Source organism: Undibacterium sp. MH2W (assembly GCF_049340215.1).
Lineage (GTDB): Bacteria > Pseudomonadota > Gammaproteobacteria > Burkholderiales > Burkholderiaceae_D > Undibacterium.
This window is the reverse complement of the sequence record NZ_JBMPPA010000004.1, coordinates 244,552-261,389: the sequence shown is the minus strand read 5'-3', so window position 1 is coordinate 261,389 and position 16,838 is coordinate 244,552. Positions and strand designations below refer to the sequence as shown.

At 46.8% G+C, this 16,838-nt stretch carries 14 protein-coding genes; 10 read left to right on the top strand and 4 right to left on the bottom strand.

The genetic code is table 11. The annotated features are described in order from the left end of the window. The first annotated feature begins 12 nt into the window (after nt 1-12). Nucleotides 13-366, top strand: a complete 354-nt coding sequence (locus ACO0K2_RS11720) for a hypothetical protein (RefSeq protein ID WP_423018936.1) — start codon at nt 13-15, stop codon at nt 364-366. A gap of 50 nt (nt 367-416) precedes the next feature. Here the strand turns inward: ACO0K2_RS11720 and ACO0K2_RS11715 are convergent, their stop codons facing one another. After that, on the bottom strand, nt 417-677 hold the full coding sequence (locus ACO0K2_RS11715) for a hypothetical protein (protein ID WP_423018934.1): 261 nt from the start codon (nt 675-677) through the stop codon (nt 417-419). A gap of 723 nt (nt 678-1,400) precedes the next feature. On the opposite strand from ACO0K2_RS11715, the gene ACO0K2_RS11710 reads away from it, so the two are divergent. Further along, complete coding sequence (locus tag ACO0K2_RS11710; RefSeq protein ID WP_423018932.1) at nt 1,401-2,189, top strand: hypothetical protein; 789 nt, start codon at nt 1,401-1,403, stop codon at nt 2,187-2,189. A gap of 255 nt (nt 2,190-2,444) precedes the next feature. Here the strand turns inward: ACO0K2_RS11710 and ACO0K2_RS11705 are convergent, their stop codons facing one another. Further along, nucleotides 2,445-4,064 carry a methyl-accepting chemotaxis protein gene (locus ACO0K2_RS11705; RefSeq protein ID WP_423018930.1) on the bottom strand — a complete coding sequence of 540 codons (1,620 nt, stop codon included), beginning with the start codon at nt 4,062-4,064 and terminating at the stop codon, nt 2,445-2,447. 620 nt (nt 4,065-4,684) lie between these two features. Here ACO0K2_RS11705 and ACO0K2_RS11700 point away from each other — a divergent pair. The 3 genes from ACO0K2_RS11700 to ACO0K2_RS11690 all read left to right on the top strand — a co-directional run bounded on the left by ACO0K2_RS11700 (nt 4,685) and on the right by ACO0K2_RS11690 (nt 9,094). Further along, nucleotides 4,685-5,821, top strand: coding sequence for an HD domain-containing phosphohydrolase (locus ACO0K2_RS11700; protein ID WP_423018928.1), 1,137 nt, complete (start codon nt 4,685-4,687; stop codon nt 5,819-5,821). Nucleotides 5,822-5,990: 169 nt separating this feature from the next. Next, nucleotides 5,991-7,370 carry a hypothetical protein gene (locus ACO0K2_RS11695; protein WP_423018926.1) on the top strand — a complete coding sequence of 460 codons (1,380 nt, stop codon included), beginning with the start codon at nt 5,991-5,993 and terminating at the stop codon, nt 7,368-7,370. Nucleotides 7,371-7,522: 152 nt separating this feature from the next. Beyond that, on the top strand, nt 7,523-9,094 hold the full coding sequence (locus ACO0K2_RS11690) for a tetratricopeptide repeat protein (protein WP_423018924.1): 1,572 nt from the start codon (nt 7,523-7,525) through the stop codon (nt 9,092-9,094). Nucleotides 9,095-9,126: 32 nt separating this feature from the next. Here the strand turns inward: ACO0K2_RS11690 and ACO0K2_RS11685 are convergent, their stop codons facing one another. Together ACO0K2_RS11685 and ACO0K2_RS11680 are read right to left on the bottom strand one after the other, a co-directional pair. Beyond that, on the bottom strand, nt 9,127-11,166 hold the full coding sequence (locus ACO0K2_RS11685) for an ATP-binding protein (RefSeq protein ID WP_423018922.1): 2,040 nt from the start codon (nt 11,164-11,166) through the stop codon (nt 9,127-9,129). A 24-nt stretch (nt 11,167-11,190) separates the two neighbouring features. After that, nucleotides 11,191-12,066 carry a phosphate/phosphite/phosphonate ABC transporter substrate-binding protein gene (locus ACO0K2_RS11680; RefSeq protein ID WP_423018920.1) on the bottom strand — a complete coding sequence of 292 codons (876 nt, stop codon included), beginning with the start codon at nt 12,064-12,066 and terminating at the stop codon, nt 11,191-11,193. Nucleotides 12,067-12,368: 302 nt separating this feature from the next. On the opposite strand from ACO0K2_RS11680, the gene glp reads away from it, so the two are divergent. The 5 genes from glp to ACO0K2_RS11655 all read left to right on the top strand — a co-directional run bounded on the left by glp (nt 12,369) and on the right by ACO0K2_RS11655 (nt 16,744). Then, on the top strand, nt 12,369-13,574 hold the full coding sequence (gene glp, locus ACO0K2_RS11675) for a gephyrin-like molybdotransferase Glp (RefSeq protein WP_423018918.1): 1,206 nt from the start codon (nt 12,369-12,371) through the stop codon (nt 13,572-13,574). A 43-nt stretch (nt 13,575-13,617) separates the two neighbouring features. Further along, the gene (gene moaD, locus ACO0K2_RS11670; protein ID WP_423018916.1) at nt 13,618-13,875 is read left to right on the top strand and encodes a molybdopterin converting factor subunit 1; all 258 of its coding nucleotides are present in this window, start codon (nt 13,618-13,620) and stop codon (nt 13,873-13,875) included. Nucleotides 13,876-13,878: 3 nt separating this feature from the next. Beyond that, a complete protein-coding gene (locus tag ACO0K2_RS11665; RefSeq protein ID WP_423018914.1) occupies nt 13,879-14,331 on the top strand; it encodes a molybdenum cofactor biosynthesis protein MoaE in 453 nt (150 codons plus the stop codon). 182 nt (nt 14,332-14,513) lie between these two features. Beyond that, entirely contained in the window at nt 14,514-14,897 is a 384-nt protein-coding gene (locus ACO0K2_RS11660) for a BlaI/MecI/CopY family transcriptional regulator (RefSeq protein WP_423018912.1), read from the top strand. Then, nucleotides 14,894-16,744: a M56 family metallopeptidase gene (locus ACO0K2_RS11655; protein ID WP_423018910.1), complete on the top strand. Its 1,851-nt coding sequence runs from the start codon at nt 14,894-14,896 to the stop codon at nt 16,742-16,744. Before ACO0K2_RS11660 ends, ACO0K2_RS11655 begins: the two co-directional genes overlap by 4 nt. Nucleotides 16,745-16,838: the final 94 nt, after the last annotated feature.

Below are 16,838 nucleotides of genomic sequence, written 5' to 3'. Positions count from 1 at the left end.
TATAAAAACGCAGTGCAATTTTTAAATTTATCTACAAAGAAAGGTAATACCATGAACTTCTTAGACTTTTTTAATGCAGTAAAACAAGCGGAACAAGTAGCTGTAGTATTGCGCCCAACGCTGGAAAATTTGGTGGCAGAGGCAGCAAAGATTTTCGGTCAAGACTCTGCGACAAATGCGCAAAAGCTTCAGCATGTGCAAGATCGTTTACGCGCTTACTGGCAATTTGCAGGTGAGTTTGGTGTGGACTTTGACAAAATCTGGCCAGTACTATCGGTTGTAATCACTGGTATCGTGAAGGCCAACAATATTGGCGGACGTTGGGGTGAAGCTATTTCTGCGCTAAATATCGTTGCTGCAATGTAATTGTATATGCGCTGCAGCTAGTATTAGAAACGCTAGCGGCAGTGCATACACTAGAGCTTTTCAATAAATTTCCATTCGTCAAAGTTATCGCCGATTTTTGATCTACGGAATTTAAATATTGCACCTACAAACGAGTTTATATTTTTATCATCGCTGTATGGTGCTGGGGCATCAGAAGCGCAAATATTCATGTTTTCATTATCGAAAGCGGAGATTTCTATTGTCATCCCATGTAGTTTTGTGCGGTGTAAACCATTATTGGCAATGCATTCTGCATACGCAGAATTCAATTCATCTTGACTAAAAATCATCGTAACTCCATAGATTTGTTTAGAGAGTATATATATGGCCGAACGCAGTAATTGCAAATAAAAGTATTAGTTATACATAAGAACCGTTAATTCGAATCCCGAGTGTGAAAATTAATGCATTTTCAAAATATGGTATTAAACATGGTATTAAGGCGTTAAACCATTGCTATATAAGCAGTTTTGGATTTCCCCCTCTCCGCCAAGAACACCGCAAACTACTACCAAGTTTGCCTAAAAAGCCCCTAAGTCATCAACGACTTAGGGGCTTTTTTTGCGTCCGTAGCGGAAAAGGACGAGATTATCGCGAAGGTGCGGCCCGCTAAAAGTGGTTAATTGCTGATCGTGGTGATGTTTCCATATTGGGTGGTCAAATCTACATCATCCTTGAATGCTACCTGACTTACGAAAGACGCCGCAAAAGGGAGGGGTGTGCAAAAATAGCGATGATTGATACGTTGAATTTGCTTTGTAGAGAGCTCCGGACAAATGCCGAAATCAAGCAAGACACGATGAAATGTAATGCACCACTAGGTGCAACATGCCAGATATTTATTCCATCCATTGCAGAATAGTCCGTCTCCATCGCCGGAAAGTCGCTATCAATACGTTACGCACAGAATATTTGCTATTTATTAAGTTTTAAACTACTGTTATCAATATAGCTAGCGGTACTCATCTGCTAATAGATGTTGTGAGTTGGGGTGACTGGTCATTCGGTGCGGAATGAATTCACTTTTGCCGCCAAGTGGTATGCATTTGGTTCGGCACAAAGTATTGATTGTGGGTAAAAAAATGATTAAACACATGTTGGTTATTTTTTTAGGATTGATACTGTTTCCGAGAGCGGCTTTGTCGGAAGAGAAATTAAAGCTACAAATTATTGAACTACCGCCTTACATCATCGTTAAGTCTGCGACTGAGGTAGGTGGAACGGTTGTGGAGCCTACATTGAAAGCGCTACATAGCGCAGGAATTGATTTTGAGTGGGAGGTTATTCCTGCTAATCGTCAAATCGCCCAAATTAAAAATAATCAGGAAAAAATTTGCTCTGTTGGCTGGTATAAAACGCCTGAAAGAGAGCTGTTTGCCAAATACAGTAAGCCAATACTGATCGATTCTAAATTTATCGCATTTGCGAATATAGATTTCAATTCAGTGCAGGGTGAGACGCTTGATGACATTCTCAGTGATCCTAAAACCCAGGTTTTGATCAAGTCGAGTTTAGCAAGTGGAAATTTCTTAGATGAAAAATTTAAGAATATGAAAGCCACTGCTGTCATCACTTCGGCGGAAATTGCTTCGGTATTCAAAATGATACAAGCGGGTAGGGCGCATATTACTTTTGTTCCCGCTGATATGCTGAAATACTATCAAGACGTTGGCATCATTCAGGGAAAAAACTACAAGGTATTAACATTTGATGAAATGCCTGCCGGGCGCGAACGCTATCTCATGTGCAGTAAGTTGGTGGATGATCAAACGATCAAAAAATTTAATAAGGCATTGAATTAAATGGTGAAGGGCGATGTATTTGAAATTGTCATGGTACAGATTATTCATCGCCTTTATGTATGAGCGTTCCCGTTATCAAAGGCAAGGTTAGTGCCGTGGATGTCATACACAAGAACATAATGCAATCGATCAATAATCGTCCTTTGCGTTACTGAACTCGGTGACGGATGCGATTGGTGAGAGAACGTTGTTTGTTGTGTGAAAGCGTCAGAGGGGATGGCGCCCGTCATGTGACGGGCGTTTTGTCGATGAAACTCAGCCAATGAGTTTAGGGAGCACTCTTTGCGGAGCTCTTGCGGCGATGAAATTTCCAGTGGTGGGGAGCAGCTTAAAAGCGCTGACTTCTTTCATCAAGTTCGTCGCTTGTTCTTGCATGCTCGCCGCGGCGGCTGCCGCTTCTTCGACTAAGGCTGCATTTTGTTGGGTGACTTCATCCATCTGGGAAATCGCACGATTTACTTCTTCAATGCCGGTACTTTGCTCTTGGCTGGCGGCGGCAATTTCGCTCATGATATCTAAGACTTGTTTGACGGACGAGACGATGTTATTCATCGTCTCACCTGCTTGATCAACGAGGGTGCTACCGGTGTTGACTTTGTCAACAGAGTCTTCGATTAAGGCTTTGATTTCTTTTGCTGCACCGGCTGAACGATGCGCAAGATTTCGCACCTCTGCAGCAACAACGGCAAATCCACGACCCTGTTCACCTGCGCGTGCAGCTTCAACAGCAGCATTCAGCGCGAGGATGTTAGTTTGGAAAGCGATGCTGTCGATGACACCAATAATATCCACAATTTTTTGCGAACTGTCTTTAATCGACCCCATTGTGGAGACGACATTGGTGACAACTTGGCCGCCGTTCATGGCGATCGTGGAAGCGGAAGCTGCAAGTTGATTTGCCTGACGGGCATTGTCTGCATTTTGTTTCACAGTGGCGGTGAGTTGCTCCATTGCAGAGGCAGTTTCTTCGAGCGCACTTGCTTGCTCTTCTGTACGGGAGGAGAGGTCTAGGTTTCCTCGAGCGATTTCTTCCGATGCGGTCGATATGATCGAGGTACTACCTCGCACTTGTTCGATGGTGGCAGAGAGGTTGGTGTTCATTTGATGAAGTGCCTGCAATAGCTGACCAGTTTCATCTGTACAGGATGTATCCATATCACTGGTGAAATCACCTGAGGCAACGATTTGTGCAATCTCAACGGCATCGCTAAGCGGTTTCGTGATGCTCCGAGAGATCAATACGGCACCGCTGATTCCGATTGCCAGCGAGCTGCAAAGTATGATGATTAAAACGACACTGTCTCTGGCGATCCTTGATTTTGACTCGTTTTCGACTTCATCGGCACGCTTGTTGGTGATTTCTACGAGGTTGTTAATTTGATTCAGGTGCGTTGCATAGCTTGCTTTCATTTTTTGCATTGCTGTGGCCATCGCATCTTTATCTTGTTTTTGTGCGGCCGGCACAAAATCATTCAATGCAACTTGATAAAACTCTTGTGCTGGTGCATGGGCTTTGTTGAGAAGGGCATCGGCGATGTCGCTGTCGAGACCTTCTTTGCCCCAGAATTCATGCCTTGTGTCATAGTCCTTTTTGAGATCGCGTAAGTGCGCGATGAGCTTTTCTTGTTCAGCATTGTCGTCCGTTGCCATGATCTGGAAGACCACAAGGTAGGATTCGAGAATATATTCAGGGGGTGGTAAAACGTCTGCTACGAGGTCTTTTCCCTGAGCAATTTTTTGATAAACAGGTCCCGAAACTTTGAGCTCGTTTAGCGTTTTAAATGACCAAACTCCATAAATGAGAAATCCCGCCGAGAACAGAGCAATTAAAATTGCGAGTCGTTTGGAGAGTGCTATTTGGCGAAGGACATTCATGTTGATATTCCTCTCATTACATTCCAAAAACATTAAAATATGCGCAAATCAGACAGTCGGCACCTAAGCTTGTCGACTGAAATTGTTACAAGTGGTTAAGTCGCACACATCACATACATCCACACAGTATGGCGTTTATCGGTAATGGATTCCATCTATAAACTTGCTTATTTGCAATAATTTGCAATGCCCACAGTACTGTTGTTGCATCGCCCGTTCACGGTTAGCGCTATTTTTAGCGCATGAGTCTTCTTCGATTTTTGCACGGTATTCGAAAACACTGCAATCCCTAGTTCCCCTCATCGCTAATCCTAGCGATGTACTCTTGCTAATAAAGAACTTATCGTCACTCATATTGTCTTCGAGTCAATGGCAGGATCGGTGAGGGCGTACGATTTTCTTTGCAAGTATTTACTGCGAGCGACAAGAGGTCCTAAAAACTGAGAAGAATAAATCAGTAGATTGGTGTGAAAGTGTGAGAACACTTCTGCGTGAACTTTTACGATGAATAGAGAAATGTCGAAAAAAATGTTGTTGATGATTGCTGAGTCTTATTTAAAACAGGTACTTGATATCACGATGGCGCGCGATTCTTCGGTGTAAAAATTGATGAGGTATGTATGCTTGCGCTCGCGGTAAGGGACTCAAAACAGTCCGTTCTTGTCATTGATGAGAAGACGGATGATTTAATGTGGCTTAGTAATTTGTTGAATCAGCATTTTTCTGTCAAGTTATCGACAAGTGCTCAGCATGGGTTGAAGACAGCGAAAAATAATTTACCAGATCTTATTTTGCTGGCGATTGTGATGCCTGAAATGAACGGGTATGACGTTTGCAGGGAATTAAAACGACACCCCTCAACGCGGGATATTCCGGTTTTATTGTTATCTGAAAATGATGCGCATATTGATCATCAAACGGGATTCGATGCTGGTGCGGTCGATTTTATTTCTAAACCTTTCAGTGCCCCGATTGTTCTAGCAAGGATCCGAACGCATTTGTTATTAGGCGCGTTATTGTCGCAATTGCAGAATCAAGATGAATGTCTGGAGTTTGGTCCCTTTGTGTGGGTTCCTGGCTCAGCATCGGTGGTTGATTCGGAGTCTGGCGCAGAGCCTGATCCGATGATCGCGACCATGATGGCGATGCTAGAAACGCGTGATGATGAGACAAGAAATCATCTGTTACGTACGCAGCAATACGTTAGGATACTTGCGGAGTGCTTGCAAAAAAGTTCGCGTTTTTCTCATTTGCTCTCGGATGAGGATATTGAGATTCTCTTTAAATCTGCCCCTTTTCATGACATCGGCGAGGTGGGTATCCCTGACCACATTTTGCTCAAGCCGGGAAAATTAACTGAAGATGAAATGGTGGTGATGAAAACGCACACTACACTTGGCAGACAAATGATTGAATCTGCGGAAAAACGTTTAGGCCGGTCTATTCCATTTTTGAAATGTGTTAAAGAAATTGCGTACTCGCATCAAGAAAAGTGGGATGGCTCAGGGTATCCTGAAGGTTTGGTCGGAACGCAGATTCCTCTATCGGCACGCCTCATGGCAGTGGCGGATGTCTATGACGCATTAATACGGCAACAGGTTTATAAATCGGCGATGACGCACGAGGTTGCGGTACAAATTATGAGCGAGGGACGGAACGCGCATTTTGATCCTGATGTGTTGGATGCGTTTTTACAAGTGCAGTATAAATTCCGAGAGTGCGCTTTACGGTATGAACGGTCGGACAGTGAAAAGTAAGGCAAGTAAGAAAAGTGCCATCGGTCTAGCACCATCGGTTTAGCGGGATGGGGTGAGGGTGCCGGATAGAGTGACTATTCTCGATCATTGCTGGATCGATGTTTTTGCTTACAAAGAGTTACAGATCTAACTCGAATCGTACTGATTTATTGCAAAAGGATCGCTATCTATGTCTGCTATTTCCCCCCAAAGTCAACCACTTCTGACGGATCACTTCGCTGTTACTCCCGTGCTACCGGCAACATCAACGGTGTATCGACAATTGGCCGTGAGACAAAAGCTTTGTATATTACTGAGCATTTGCCTTGGCGTTGCAGCATTTTTTACTCATCATACCTATCGCCACGTTATTGCTACTATCAGCAACGATGCTGCACCATCCATTATTGCTGCGGCACAGATACGTTCAGATATTGCCCATGCCCACACGTTAATCGTCAATTTATTTTTATCGAAAGAAGGGACGGAGAGCCCCTTAGGTCAAGCCTATATCAGTGCGATTGATCAGGCAGATGATCACCTATTGTTTGCTGCACAAAATATTACCTTTGGTAATGAGGAGCGTCGATCAGTGCTGGCGGCGATGACGCAAATGTCTGAATACGAGCGATTGGTAGGTATGGCATTTGTGAGTAAAGAACCAGTCCGCTTTGTGCTCAAAGCGGATACGTTGATGCGCGAAAAACTATTACCGTCCGTCTCTTTGATCGACGAAATCAATGTGAAACATTTAACAGCGAGTTACACCGATGAGGTACGACAAGCGACGTATTATTTTTATACGTCGTTGTTGTTTGCGGCGTTAATGCTAGTTCTATTTCTTGAGACTCAGGTGAAGCTCTATAGAGAGTGCAAGCGTATCTTTAATTTGCCCATGTTATTAGGGACCATCAGTCTATTGAGCGGCATTGCATTGATGAGTTGGCATGTGTCGTCATTGACGAGGCATTTGCAGATAGCAAAAGTGGATGCCTTCGATTCTGTCCATAGTTTAAGTCATGCGAAAGCAAATGCGTATGTTGCCAACGCGCAGGAGAGTCTGTATTTACTTGTGACTGATAAAACAGTCCAATCACAACAGGCAGCTTTTTTTATGTCGTATGCGCATCAGCTCTTTGATGGAAACATCGGTATTGCCTCAGCCCTGATCGCGAGTCCATCGAGTGTCAAGACGCATGGGCTTCTAGGTGATGAATTGGCGAATATTGCATTTGCTGGTGAACACGAGGCCGCGGCTGAGACTTTGACTACATGGGCAGAGTACATGGCGATTGATGCGCACGTGCGTCAATTGGAATCAGCCGGAGAGCACCAAAAAGCGATTGCCTTGGGCACCGGTAAACATGAGCACGAAAGTGATTGGGCTTTTGAGCGGTTCACAACCGCATTAGCAAAAGCGCTGTCAGTCAACCAGCAGGCGTTTGAGGCCGCAATCGGACGCTGCGCCAGCATACTTCAATGGACAACCTATCTCTTACTTTTATTATTCCTAGCGCCACTCATTGGAAGCTATGTTGGTATTCGTCAACGGTTGCTGGAATATCGGTAATAACGTTAATAACAGTGGTGGCGGTGACGATTTCATTTTAAGCATCGTGGGGTGAAACTATGAAGGCAATTTGTCAATATTGTCACGGCAGGATGGTCGATGACGTGTGTCGGCGTTGTGGACATCCTTCGGAAAGTGATGAAGTGATACCAATGAGAGTGATTCGGTCGACGAAGGACGATCAGAATGCGGAGGAGCTGATCTCGATGGAGTATGTCGGTGGTCAGACGGTACTAGCGTTGCGTAAGCAACGTGGGCCTTTACCTGTTGCTGAGGCAGTGTCATACATCGTGAAGATTTTGCCTGCATTTTCAAACTTACATACACACGGGTTCGTTTTCGTTGATTTTACGCCAGAGAATGTGGTGGTCGATGCAGGTGAAGTCAAACTGATCGATAGGGGGAGTGTCTATAAAGTAGGGGATCCAAATGGTGATCGATATGTGACGAAAGGATTCGCTGCGCCCGAGGCACGAAAAGCCATTCGCGCAGAATCAGATCTGTACAGCATAGGTCGTGTACTCGCAGTGTTGGTCATGGACTTCGATTTTGCGTCTGAATTTGAATTTACGTTACCGTCACCCGAGGACGCGCTTGTTCTTGCGGATAATGCTTCTTTCTATCGGTTCTTATTACGCTCTACACACGTTGATCCCGATCGACGTTTCCAAACGGTGGATGAAATGACGGAGCAGTTGCTTGGCGTCTTGCGTGAGATGCTTGCCTCGCACACATCGCTTGCGCCAGTCGAGAGTAAGTTGTTTACGGGCGACCGTTTAGTGCATGCAACGGCGAAAGAATTAGTGACGCAGCGACAACCCTTATCGTTACCCAGCCCCAGAATAAAGATCGATGATCCGGCAGCGGGTGAGGTGATCTGTATCCTCATGCTGATGCACGCGGAAGATCAGTTAAGTGAACTACAATCGCTTGTAGCCAAGCATGGCGATCGCGCTATTGAGCCGCGTTTGAGATTGGTTGAGCTATTAATCACGCACCCTGAGTTACTTCCTGCCGAACGAGACGGCATCATTGATAAAGCGTTGACTGCTGTCATCGAAGCAGATTCATTGGATTGGCGTGTCGATTGGTATCGTGGTGTTGTTCTGATGATGCGCGGTGAGGGGGAGGCTGCCTTACGATATATTGACCGGTGTTACAGTGCATTGCCTGGTGAACTTGCCCCTCGGCTTGCGATGGGCCTTGCAGCGGAGATAGCGAGTGACGTAGAAGTTGCCCTAATTTATTACGATCGTGTCGGTCGCGTTGATCCAAGTTTTGTTTCTGCTCACACGGGTGGTGCACGTTGTCTCGCTCAATTAGGGCGCTTACAGGAAGCGATTACATTTTTACAGCGCGTTCCAGTCAGTCATGCTTTGTACTCACAGGCGCAATTGAGTGTCGGAGAATTGTTGCTTGCCTATCCTCACTCAGTCGATCTGAACGTCATGCAAATTGCTGAATCCGTCATTCGTTCAATTTTCGGTCAGGGAGGATCTGTATTTCAGATGACAGCGCGATTAATTACACTGCTCGTTGAACGCACAAAGAGCGCGACTTGGCCATGCGAGGCGACCTTTTTAGGAGTTGAATATACGGAGTATGCTTTACGACTCGCGGCCGAAAAACAATTCAGACAGGCGGCAAAACTCGCATCAAGCCGGCCTGAGCGTCACTATTGGGTCGATCATGCAAACCGTGTTCGACCCGTTTCAATTTGGTGATACAGCGCAGTGACTGTTTTTTGTGTTATCGATCATGAGGCAGATTGCTTTATGGATTGTAAGGCGATCGATGTTAATACTTCATATAAAATCTGCCGATTAATCGGTTTTGTCAGATAACCATCGAGGCCAGCTTCGATCGCTTCTTGCTGCTCACTCGCCATTGCAGATGCTGTCAGGGCGTAGATTGGAGTCTTTTTCTGATGCCTATTTTCTTTTTCGATGCGACGAATGTGTCGTGTCGCATCCATGCCACCCATCACGGGCATTTGCATGTCCATGAGAATCAAATCAAACTTACCCTCTTGCCACATTGTAACCGCCTCTTCGCCATTATTTGCGATGCTGCAGGTGTGTCCGTGACGGACCAGCAAGTTGAGCATTAACGTTTGGTTGATGGCGTTATCTTCTGCAACCAGAATATGTAATTTCGGGATTTCGATCTGTTCAACGATCGGTGCTAAGGTTGTTGCTGTCACAGTCGGCTGCGGTGGCAGTAAGAGCGGAAGTTCTAGTGTGAACTGGCTACCTTGACCTGGTTGGCTTTTGAGATGAATCGTACCATCCATGAGCTGCGCGAGCCTGTTGCTGATACTTAAGCCTAAGCCGGTACCACCAAATCGGCGAGTCGTTGATATATCTTGCTGAGAAAATGCGTCGAAAATTCGCTCTTGTTCTGACACAGGAATACCAATCCCCGTATCAGCAACACTGATGTGGAGTTTCGCAGGTGTATCCGCGGTGATGAAGGCGGAGAGGCAGATATGGCCAACGTCGGTAAATTTAATCGCATTACTGAGTAAATTATTAACAATCTGCGTCAGTCTGACGGGATCGCCCAAAATCTGGCTCGGTAGATCGGGACTGATCTCGGTCTTTAGTTTGATATTTTTCTTTTGTGTCGTTATTTCAGCGGATTTAATTAAATCCCGCAACAGGGCGTTAATGGTAATCGGAATGGATTCGATCTCAATTTTATTCGCTTCGATTTTGCTAAAGTCGAGAATGTCGTTGATGATGACCAGGAGATTATCGGCAGAGTGCCGCGCCATCCCCAAGAAATCGCGTTGTTTGTCGTTGAGTGGTGTTTCTAGACAAAGGTCAATCATCCCAATAATGCCGTTCATTGGCGTGCGAATTTCATGACTCATATTGGCGAGAAATGCACTTTTTGCTTCATTGGCATGTTCTGCTGTTTCTTTTGCGATTACCAACGCTGCGCGAGAGCGTTCGCCCTCAGCGATTAATGATTCGATGGTCATCAAAATTAAGGCAATATTTTGATCCTCAAGTGGTTTTTCAGCGCTTTCGGGCAATAAGCTAATCAGAATCTGCCGAAGCGAATGGAGCGTATTCTCTCTTTCAGCCAACTCATTCCGGAGTTGCGACGCAGTGTCTTGCAAACGGATCAGTGTCTGACGTATCTCGATCGGTGCATTTTTGATTAATTCTTCATTTTCGAAATCGCGACCTTCGATCATCCCGAGTTCTAAGACGCGGCTTTCATTGAGTTTGCCGAGCCAGCTTTGCAATGGGAACCAGATCAGTACTAAACCACTGAGGAAGCCAGCCAATGATAAAGCCAGTCCCATCTGCATGATCCGCCACATACGGTAAGCAATCTGCTGGTTATCAAAACTCAAACGCAGAACGCCATAATCAACACCGCCAACTTTAATGATGGTGTTGTCGTCAAGTAGGTGATCGTCAACCCGTCGGGTGATCCATGGCGGAATGTAGCCATATTGGTCCACGACTTTTTCGCGACTATTAACAAATCCTTGCTGTAGTGGAATGAACTTCGCCGATAAAAAATTCGAACTTACGACCATGTGATCGAGCGTGCGCTTAATCGTATCAAAATCGCCAATAACCGCACTGTCTGAGATACTGTTAGAAGCGACCTCGAGCATCGTTTCTGCAGACTCTTGCACATCTTCAATTTCTTGCGTGAAACGAGTTTCGACATAAAGAACCATGCCGGTACACATCAGTGCGAGCCACGTGACGGTATACAGCGCATAGACGCGCAGTACCAGTGACTGAGGGAGTAGATACCTTAACAAACGCACAGTGGCCTCATGATGAATATAGCCTTAACGCAAGCTAGGAGGGAGTGTCTGAAAGAACTTTTTATAGTTCGTGTATTCACTGCCGTCAGAGGGGATAAAGTAAGCGCTGTCGCTTAAACCGATTTTAGCGGACGCCTCTTTTAAAACGATCTTACCTTCTGGATCATCTTTCATGCCGAAAAATGCAGCAGCCACTGCTTTAAGGTCCGCAGGGCTCACTTTATTGGAGGCCATCAGTGCGAGGTCATGGTAGGGTTCAGATTTCCAAAGTACGCGAAATTTTTTCTTTTCGCGGTTGCTGTAGCTCTCAACCAGTTGTGAGTTACCCCCGACGGCTTGCACTTGTCCGGCAAACAATTGAGCGAAGGCGCCGTTTTGGTTGCCGCTAAAAACGACATTCACGTTAATTTTTTGGCTGAGCAGATAGGCGAGCGGCGCCTTGTAAGCGATTAAGGCTTCCGGACCTGGAAATGCCATATCTTTACCGTCGAGCTGTGTAATCGAAGTGATGGTCGATCCTTCTGGGACGACAATCTCACCAGAAACAGGTGGGAGGTTGCGTCTGCCGAATGTTTGCCATCCGAGTTTTTCGCGTTCTGGTGAAAATAAATGGTTGGTAAAAGCAAAATCGACTTCTTTGGCTAAAACGAAACTCGTCGTATCTGCTGAAGTGCGACCAATCTTTAGCACAAGTTTCACACCACTTTTTTCAGACACATAGCTAATGATCGGGTTCCAGTACGCGGCCGTCAGATTGATGTCGTACTGATTGACAGGCGAGAAGCGGTAGGTTGCCCCCGCGGCATGCGCGTGTAGGCTAGTAGCTGCCAAGGTTAAGGTGCAACCCCATGCGGCGAATTTCCAAAGCTGAGACAAGCGCAGGGCGATGTTGTTAGACATAAAAACCTCAAGTGAATATCCGAGAAGTGTGGCTGCGTCTTCGATTAATTTGACGTAATTATAAGGGGTAGTGTGCCAGTAAATTAATGCCATGCAACTTAGTTTGCAGTTGTTTGCCTTTATTTGTGTGTAATTATGCTCACTTTTTTGCTGTTTTGGATGTTGATTTCGATGGAAATCGGTGGATATTAATACGGTTTCTCGCCAGTGTCGGTGGATCTGACGGGGAACGGCTACAATGTTGGCTGATTGTTTCTTTCCACTTTCCTATTTTCTGTTTCATTACGGACTATTTTTTGCTTATGAATCAAAGAAAACCATTGATGAGCGTCAATGATGCACTGACCTTTTTAGTGAATGCAGCTCGGCCGATTAAAGAGGTCGAGTGGCTACCCACACTAGCCGCCTCAGGTCGGGTGCTAGCACAGTCGCAAACATCGTTGCTGGACGTGCCGCCGATGGACAATACCCAGATGGATGGCTATGCCGTACGCACAGCAGATTGCGTTAATGGGCAGGCAAAATTGCGTGTTTCTCAACGAATTCCTGCCGGTCATGTAGGCGCGCCATTGGAAGAGGGGACGGCAGTACGCATCTTTACAGGAGCGATGATTCCAGATGGGGCAGATGCGATTGTGATGCAGGAACAATGCATCGTCGACGGTGAGGATGTGACAATCAACCACATTCCTCGTTCTGGAGAATGGATACGTCGGCGCGGTGAAGATATCAAAACTGGGGCAACGATTTTGCCTGCCGGCGTCCGCTTGCGTGCACAGGAAATTGGCCTTGCTGCATCCGTTGGGCTGGCGACGTTGCCTGTTTGGCGGAAAATGCGCGTCGCTGTATTTTTTACCGGTGATGAACTTGCTATGCCGGGTGAGCCACTCAAACCGGGCGCCATCTATAACTCTAACCGATTTACGCTGAGTGCCTTGCTGCAGCAGCTTGGTTGCGAAGTGACGGATTACGGTATCGTACCCGATACTTTGGAAGCAACCCGCGACACACTGCGCCTCGCAGCACAAGGACATGATCTGGTCTTAACATCCGGCGGTGTCTCAGTGGGCGAAGAGGACCATATCAGGCCTGCCGTTGAAGCGGAAGGGCGTCTGGCGATGTGGCAAATTGCCGTTAAGCCCGGCAAGCCACTGGCGTTTGGTGAGGTGGGTGATGCATTTTTCGTTGGACTGCCAGGCAATCCCGTGTCGAGTTTCGTGACATTTTTGATGTTCGTCCGGCCATTTATCTTGCGGATGCAAGGCGTGGCAGACGTGACGCCGTTGTCGTTTTCGATGCGTGCTGATTTTGATTGGTTACGCCCTGACCGTCGTCAAGAGTACCTACGCGCCAGAATCAACGGCAATGGTGGTTTAGATCTGTTTTCCAATCAGGGTTCTGGTGTGTTGACCTCTACTGTATGGGGCGATGGGTTGATTGAGCTGCCGCCGGGACAATCGGTGCACGTCGGCGATCAGGTGCGGTTTATCCCATTTTCTTCCTTCTGACCTCGGTTTTACTTTTTGAGTGACAGGATTGATTGTTTGTCTTATGAAAATTCAATTACGTTTTTTTGCCAGTGTGCGTGAAGCTTTAGGGGTCTCGGAAGAGACGGTGATCGTGCCTGATACGGTAGGTACTGTGGGCGATGTACGGCAATGGTTGGTGCAGCGAGGGGATGTTTGGGCGGAGACATTAGCGTCAAACACAGCGCTTCGGATGGCGTACGACCATGTGATGTGCGAGCCAGAAACAGCGATCGCCGACGGTGGGGAAGTCGCATTTTTCCCGCCAGTCACCGGAGGATAAGCGATGCAGGTGCGTGTCCAGACAGAGGATTTTGATCTTTCCACCGAAGTCAAAAAACTGCGTGAGGCAAATCCGTTGATCGGCGCTGTGGTGAGCTTTTTGGGTTTGGTGCGCGATCTCAATGATGGTCAGACGGTGAGTGCTATGGAGTTAGAGCATTATCCTGCGATGACAGAAAAAGCCTTGGCGGACATTTCTATGCAGGCGGCAGCGCGATGGTCGGTGATTGATAGCCTTATTATTCATCGTGTTGGCCCCTTGTTACCGCTGGATCAGATTGTGTTAGTTGTGGTGGCGTCCAAACACCGTGGTGATGCATTTGCCGCTTGTGAATTCATGATGGACTATCTTAAAACGCAAGCACCGTTCTGGAAAAAAGAGCAAACCGATGCAGGCGCTCGGTGGGTCGATGCACGCGAAAGTGATGAAAGCGCATTAAACAAGTGGGCGAGGTGATCTGACCGTTGTGCTGCTATTCAATAACCGGCCTTGTTAGGCCGGTTTTATTTTGTCCGTGGGAAGAGTATTATTTGTAGAAAAATAGTTCTAGACAAAAAGTTCTAGAACATTTATTCTGGAGTCTCTATGCGAACCGATGTGGTGATGTGCAATCGGTTTTCCTTCTCCAGAAAGTGATCATGAGCTCATCCAAGCATGCTCCCAAGCCGACTGCGGCTGAAATTAATCTTCTCAAAGTCTTATGGGAGATCGGCCCCTCCACCGCCAAGCAAGTACATGCGGCAGCCCAAGCTGACCGACCTGACTTAGCGTATGCGACCGTTTTACGTCATTTGCAGTTAATGCACAGCAAAGGTCTTCTGAAACGGGATGAAAGCCAACGCTCCCACGTGTATGCGCCGGTGCAGGAGCAGGATGATATCCAGACAAACTTACTCAAAGACTTGATTCAAAAGGTGTTTGCGGGTTCTGGCAAAGCCTTAGTGATGGCGGCATTGCGGGGACACGTGAGTCAACAAGAACGGGCAGAGATTGAACGTTTTTTAGAGGAAGACAAGTCATGAGCACCGATTTTTCATTGGTTGAGGTCATCGGTTGGCCTTTATTGAATTTTCTGTGGCAAGGCACGTTGATTGGATGTGGCGCCGCGTTGATATGTGCCATGTTAAGAAATGCATCACCGCAACGTCGTTATTTGGTGCTTTGTTGTGCGCTGGTTGCATGTGTTGCTTGGCCTATTTATGGGGTGTATCAAGAAGTGCTTGCGCCGCGAACACTCGCTCTTGAAACTGCACTCGCCTATATGCAGCAATCTGCGGGGCACTTTGATCTGGTTTTTGTCGATGGACATCAGTTTCTCTCTGGCATGCAACCGTATTTGCCGATCATTGTTTTTATCTGGCTGGCAGGTGTTTGTTTGATGAGCGCCAGAATTGTCGTCGGTCTGTTGTGGGTGCGTCAGTTGGGTGAGAAATTGACTTCATTAGAACAACGACAGCAAATGGCTTACTGGCAATCACGGACAGATGCTTTGGCACGTCTTTTTGGTATTCAACGCCAAGTGCAATTCCGATTGGATGCTCGCTTGCCTACACCGGTAACGACGGGAAGCTGGCGACCCGTTGTGGTAATGCCTTTGTCGCTCATGAGTGGGATGGCACCGCCGCTCATCGATGCCTTATTGGCGCATGAGTTAGCCCATATCAAACGTTGGGATTATGCGGTCAACGTCATTCAGCAATGTGCGGTATCGATCTTGTTTTATCATCCTGCAGTGTGGTGGATATCGTTCAGCATCGATGCAGAGCGTGAACAGATCGCCGATGATTTAGCTGCCAATGTACTGGGGCAGCCACGTGAACTGGCATTGGCGCTACAACAATTGGATTCGTTACAGATTGCAGTGCCAACCATGGTTCCGGCTGCAAACGGAGGACAATTATTAGCGCGCATTCGACGTCTGATGAGAGATGATCGTCAAGCATGGCACTGGAGTATGGCAACACCACTTCTTGGTGTTCTGTTGATGGGCGTTGTCGCGAGTGCCATTGCAAGACATGATCAAATCGCCGATGTGTCGCAGCGTGAAACTCTGTCTGGTATTGCTGCCTCAGAGAGCGCATCGACGCAATCTCCGGTACCGTTATTGGTTAATCTTCACTCTGCCCATGCCGTTGTGATTGATGATGCCTCTGGTAAGATCTTGCTGCAAAAGGAGGCTGACACTATCACCCCGATGGCTTCGCTGTCGAAGTTAATGACCGCTATCGTTATTCTTGATGCGGGATTGAATATGCAGGAAATTCTCTCTGTCACGGATGAAGACGTGAAGGCACTCAAAGGCGCATCCTCACGCTTACCGATTGGTACGCATCTGAGCCGCCACCAAATGATGGAGATGATGCTCATCCCATCAGATAATCGTGCTGCACAGGTACTTGCGAGGACCTATCCGGGTGGTGAGTCTGCTTTTCTTCGTGCAGTACAACAGAAAATCGCTTTCTTGGGTTTATCAAGCATGCACATGGAAGAGCCGACTGGCTATAGCAAACAGAATGTCGCTAGTGCCGCCGATCTCGCCCATTTGACGCAGGTGTCGATGGCTTATCCAGCGTTGGTCAACATCGCCAGCGCAGCGTCCACCTTCAGCATACAAGCGCATGCGCAAGCAGCGGGCCTTCACCAACGCGGTTTAGTCGCTCGACAAAATACCAATGTCCTTGTCGGTCAGAAAGATTGGGATATTCAATTATCTAAAACAGGCTTTACACAAGACGCAGGCCGTTGCATTCTGATGCATCTGCACATTGCGGGTCGTGCTATCACGATAGTGTTACTTGGTGCAGAGAGTCTTCAAAGCAGAACGGACGATATTGTGCATATTCGGCAGGCGATAGAGCAACACACCTGACCATCGGATTTGTTTCGCGTCGTTTTTCTCATCTTCCTTTTTATTCGTTATTCGTTACTTTTTAATTGCACCTTTCCCTGTTGAAAGGTGCTAT

What these genes read in the sequence shown, in the direction of transcription:
- ACO0K2_RS11695 (WP_423018926.1), top strand. Translation starts at nt 5,991, where the DNA reads ATGTCTGCTATTTCCCCCCAAAGTCAACCACTTCTGACGGATCACTTC.
- ACO0K2_RS11690 (WP_423018924.1), top strand. Translation starts at nt 7,523, where the DNA reads ATGAGAGTGATTCGGTCGACGAAGGACGATCAGAATGCGGAGGAGCTG.
- ACO0K2_RS11680 (WP_423018920.1), bottom strand. Translation starts at nt 12,066, where the DNA reads ATGTCTAACAACATCGCCCTGCGCTTGTCTCAGCTTTGGAAATTCGCC.
- ACO0K2_RS11700 (WP_423018928.1), top strand. Translation starts at nt 4,685, where the DNA reads ATGCTTGCGCTCGCGGTAAGGGACTCAAAACAGTCCGTTCTTGTCATT.
- ACO0K2_RS11705 (WP_423018930.1), bottom strand. Translation starts at nt 4,064, where the DNA reads ATGAATGTCCTTCGCCAAATAGCACTCTCCAAACGACTCGCAATTTTA.
- moaD (WP_423018916.1), top strand. Translation starts at nt 13,618, where the DNA reads ATGAAAATTCAATTACGTTTTTTTGCCAGTGTGCGTGAAGCTTTAGGG.
- ACO0K2_RS11715 (WP_423018934.1), bottom strand. Translation starts at nt 677, where the DNA reads ATGATTTTTAGTCAAGATGAATTGAATTCTGCGTATGCAGAATGCATT.
- ACO0K2_RS11655 (WP_423018910.1), top strand. Translation starts at nt 14,894, where the DNA reads ATGAGCACCGATTTTTCATTGGTTGAGGTCATCGGTTGGCCTTTATTG.
- glp (WP_423018918.1), top strand. Translation starts at nt 12,369, where the DNA reads ATGAATCAAAGAAAACCATTGATGAGCGTCAATGATGCACTGACCTTT.
- ACO0K2_RS11665 (WP_423018914.1), top strand. Translation starts at nt 13,879, where the DNA reads ATGCAGGTGCGTGTCCAGACAGAGGATTTTGATCTTTCCACCGAAGTC.
- ACO0K2_RS11710 (WP_423018932.1), top strand. Translation starts at nt 1,401, where the DNA reads ATGAATTCACTTTTGCCGCCAAGTGGTATGCATTTGGTTCGGCACAAA.
- ACO0K2_RS11660 (WP_423018912.1), top strand. Translation starts at nt 14,514, where the DNA reads ATGAGCTCATCCAAGCATGCTCCCAAGCCGACTGCGGCTGAAATTAAT.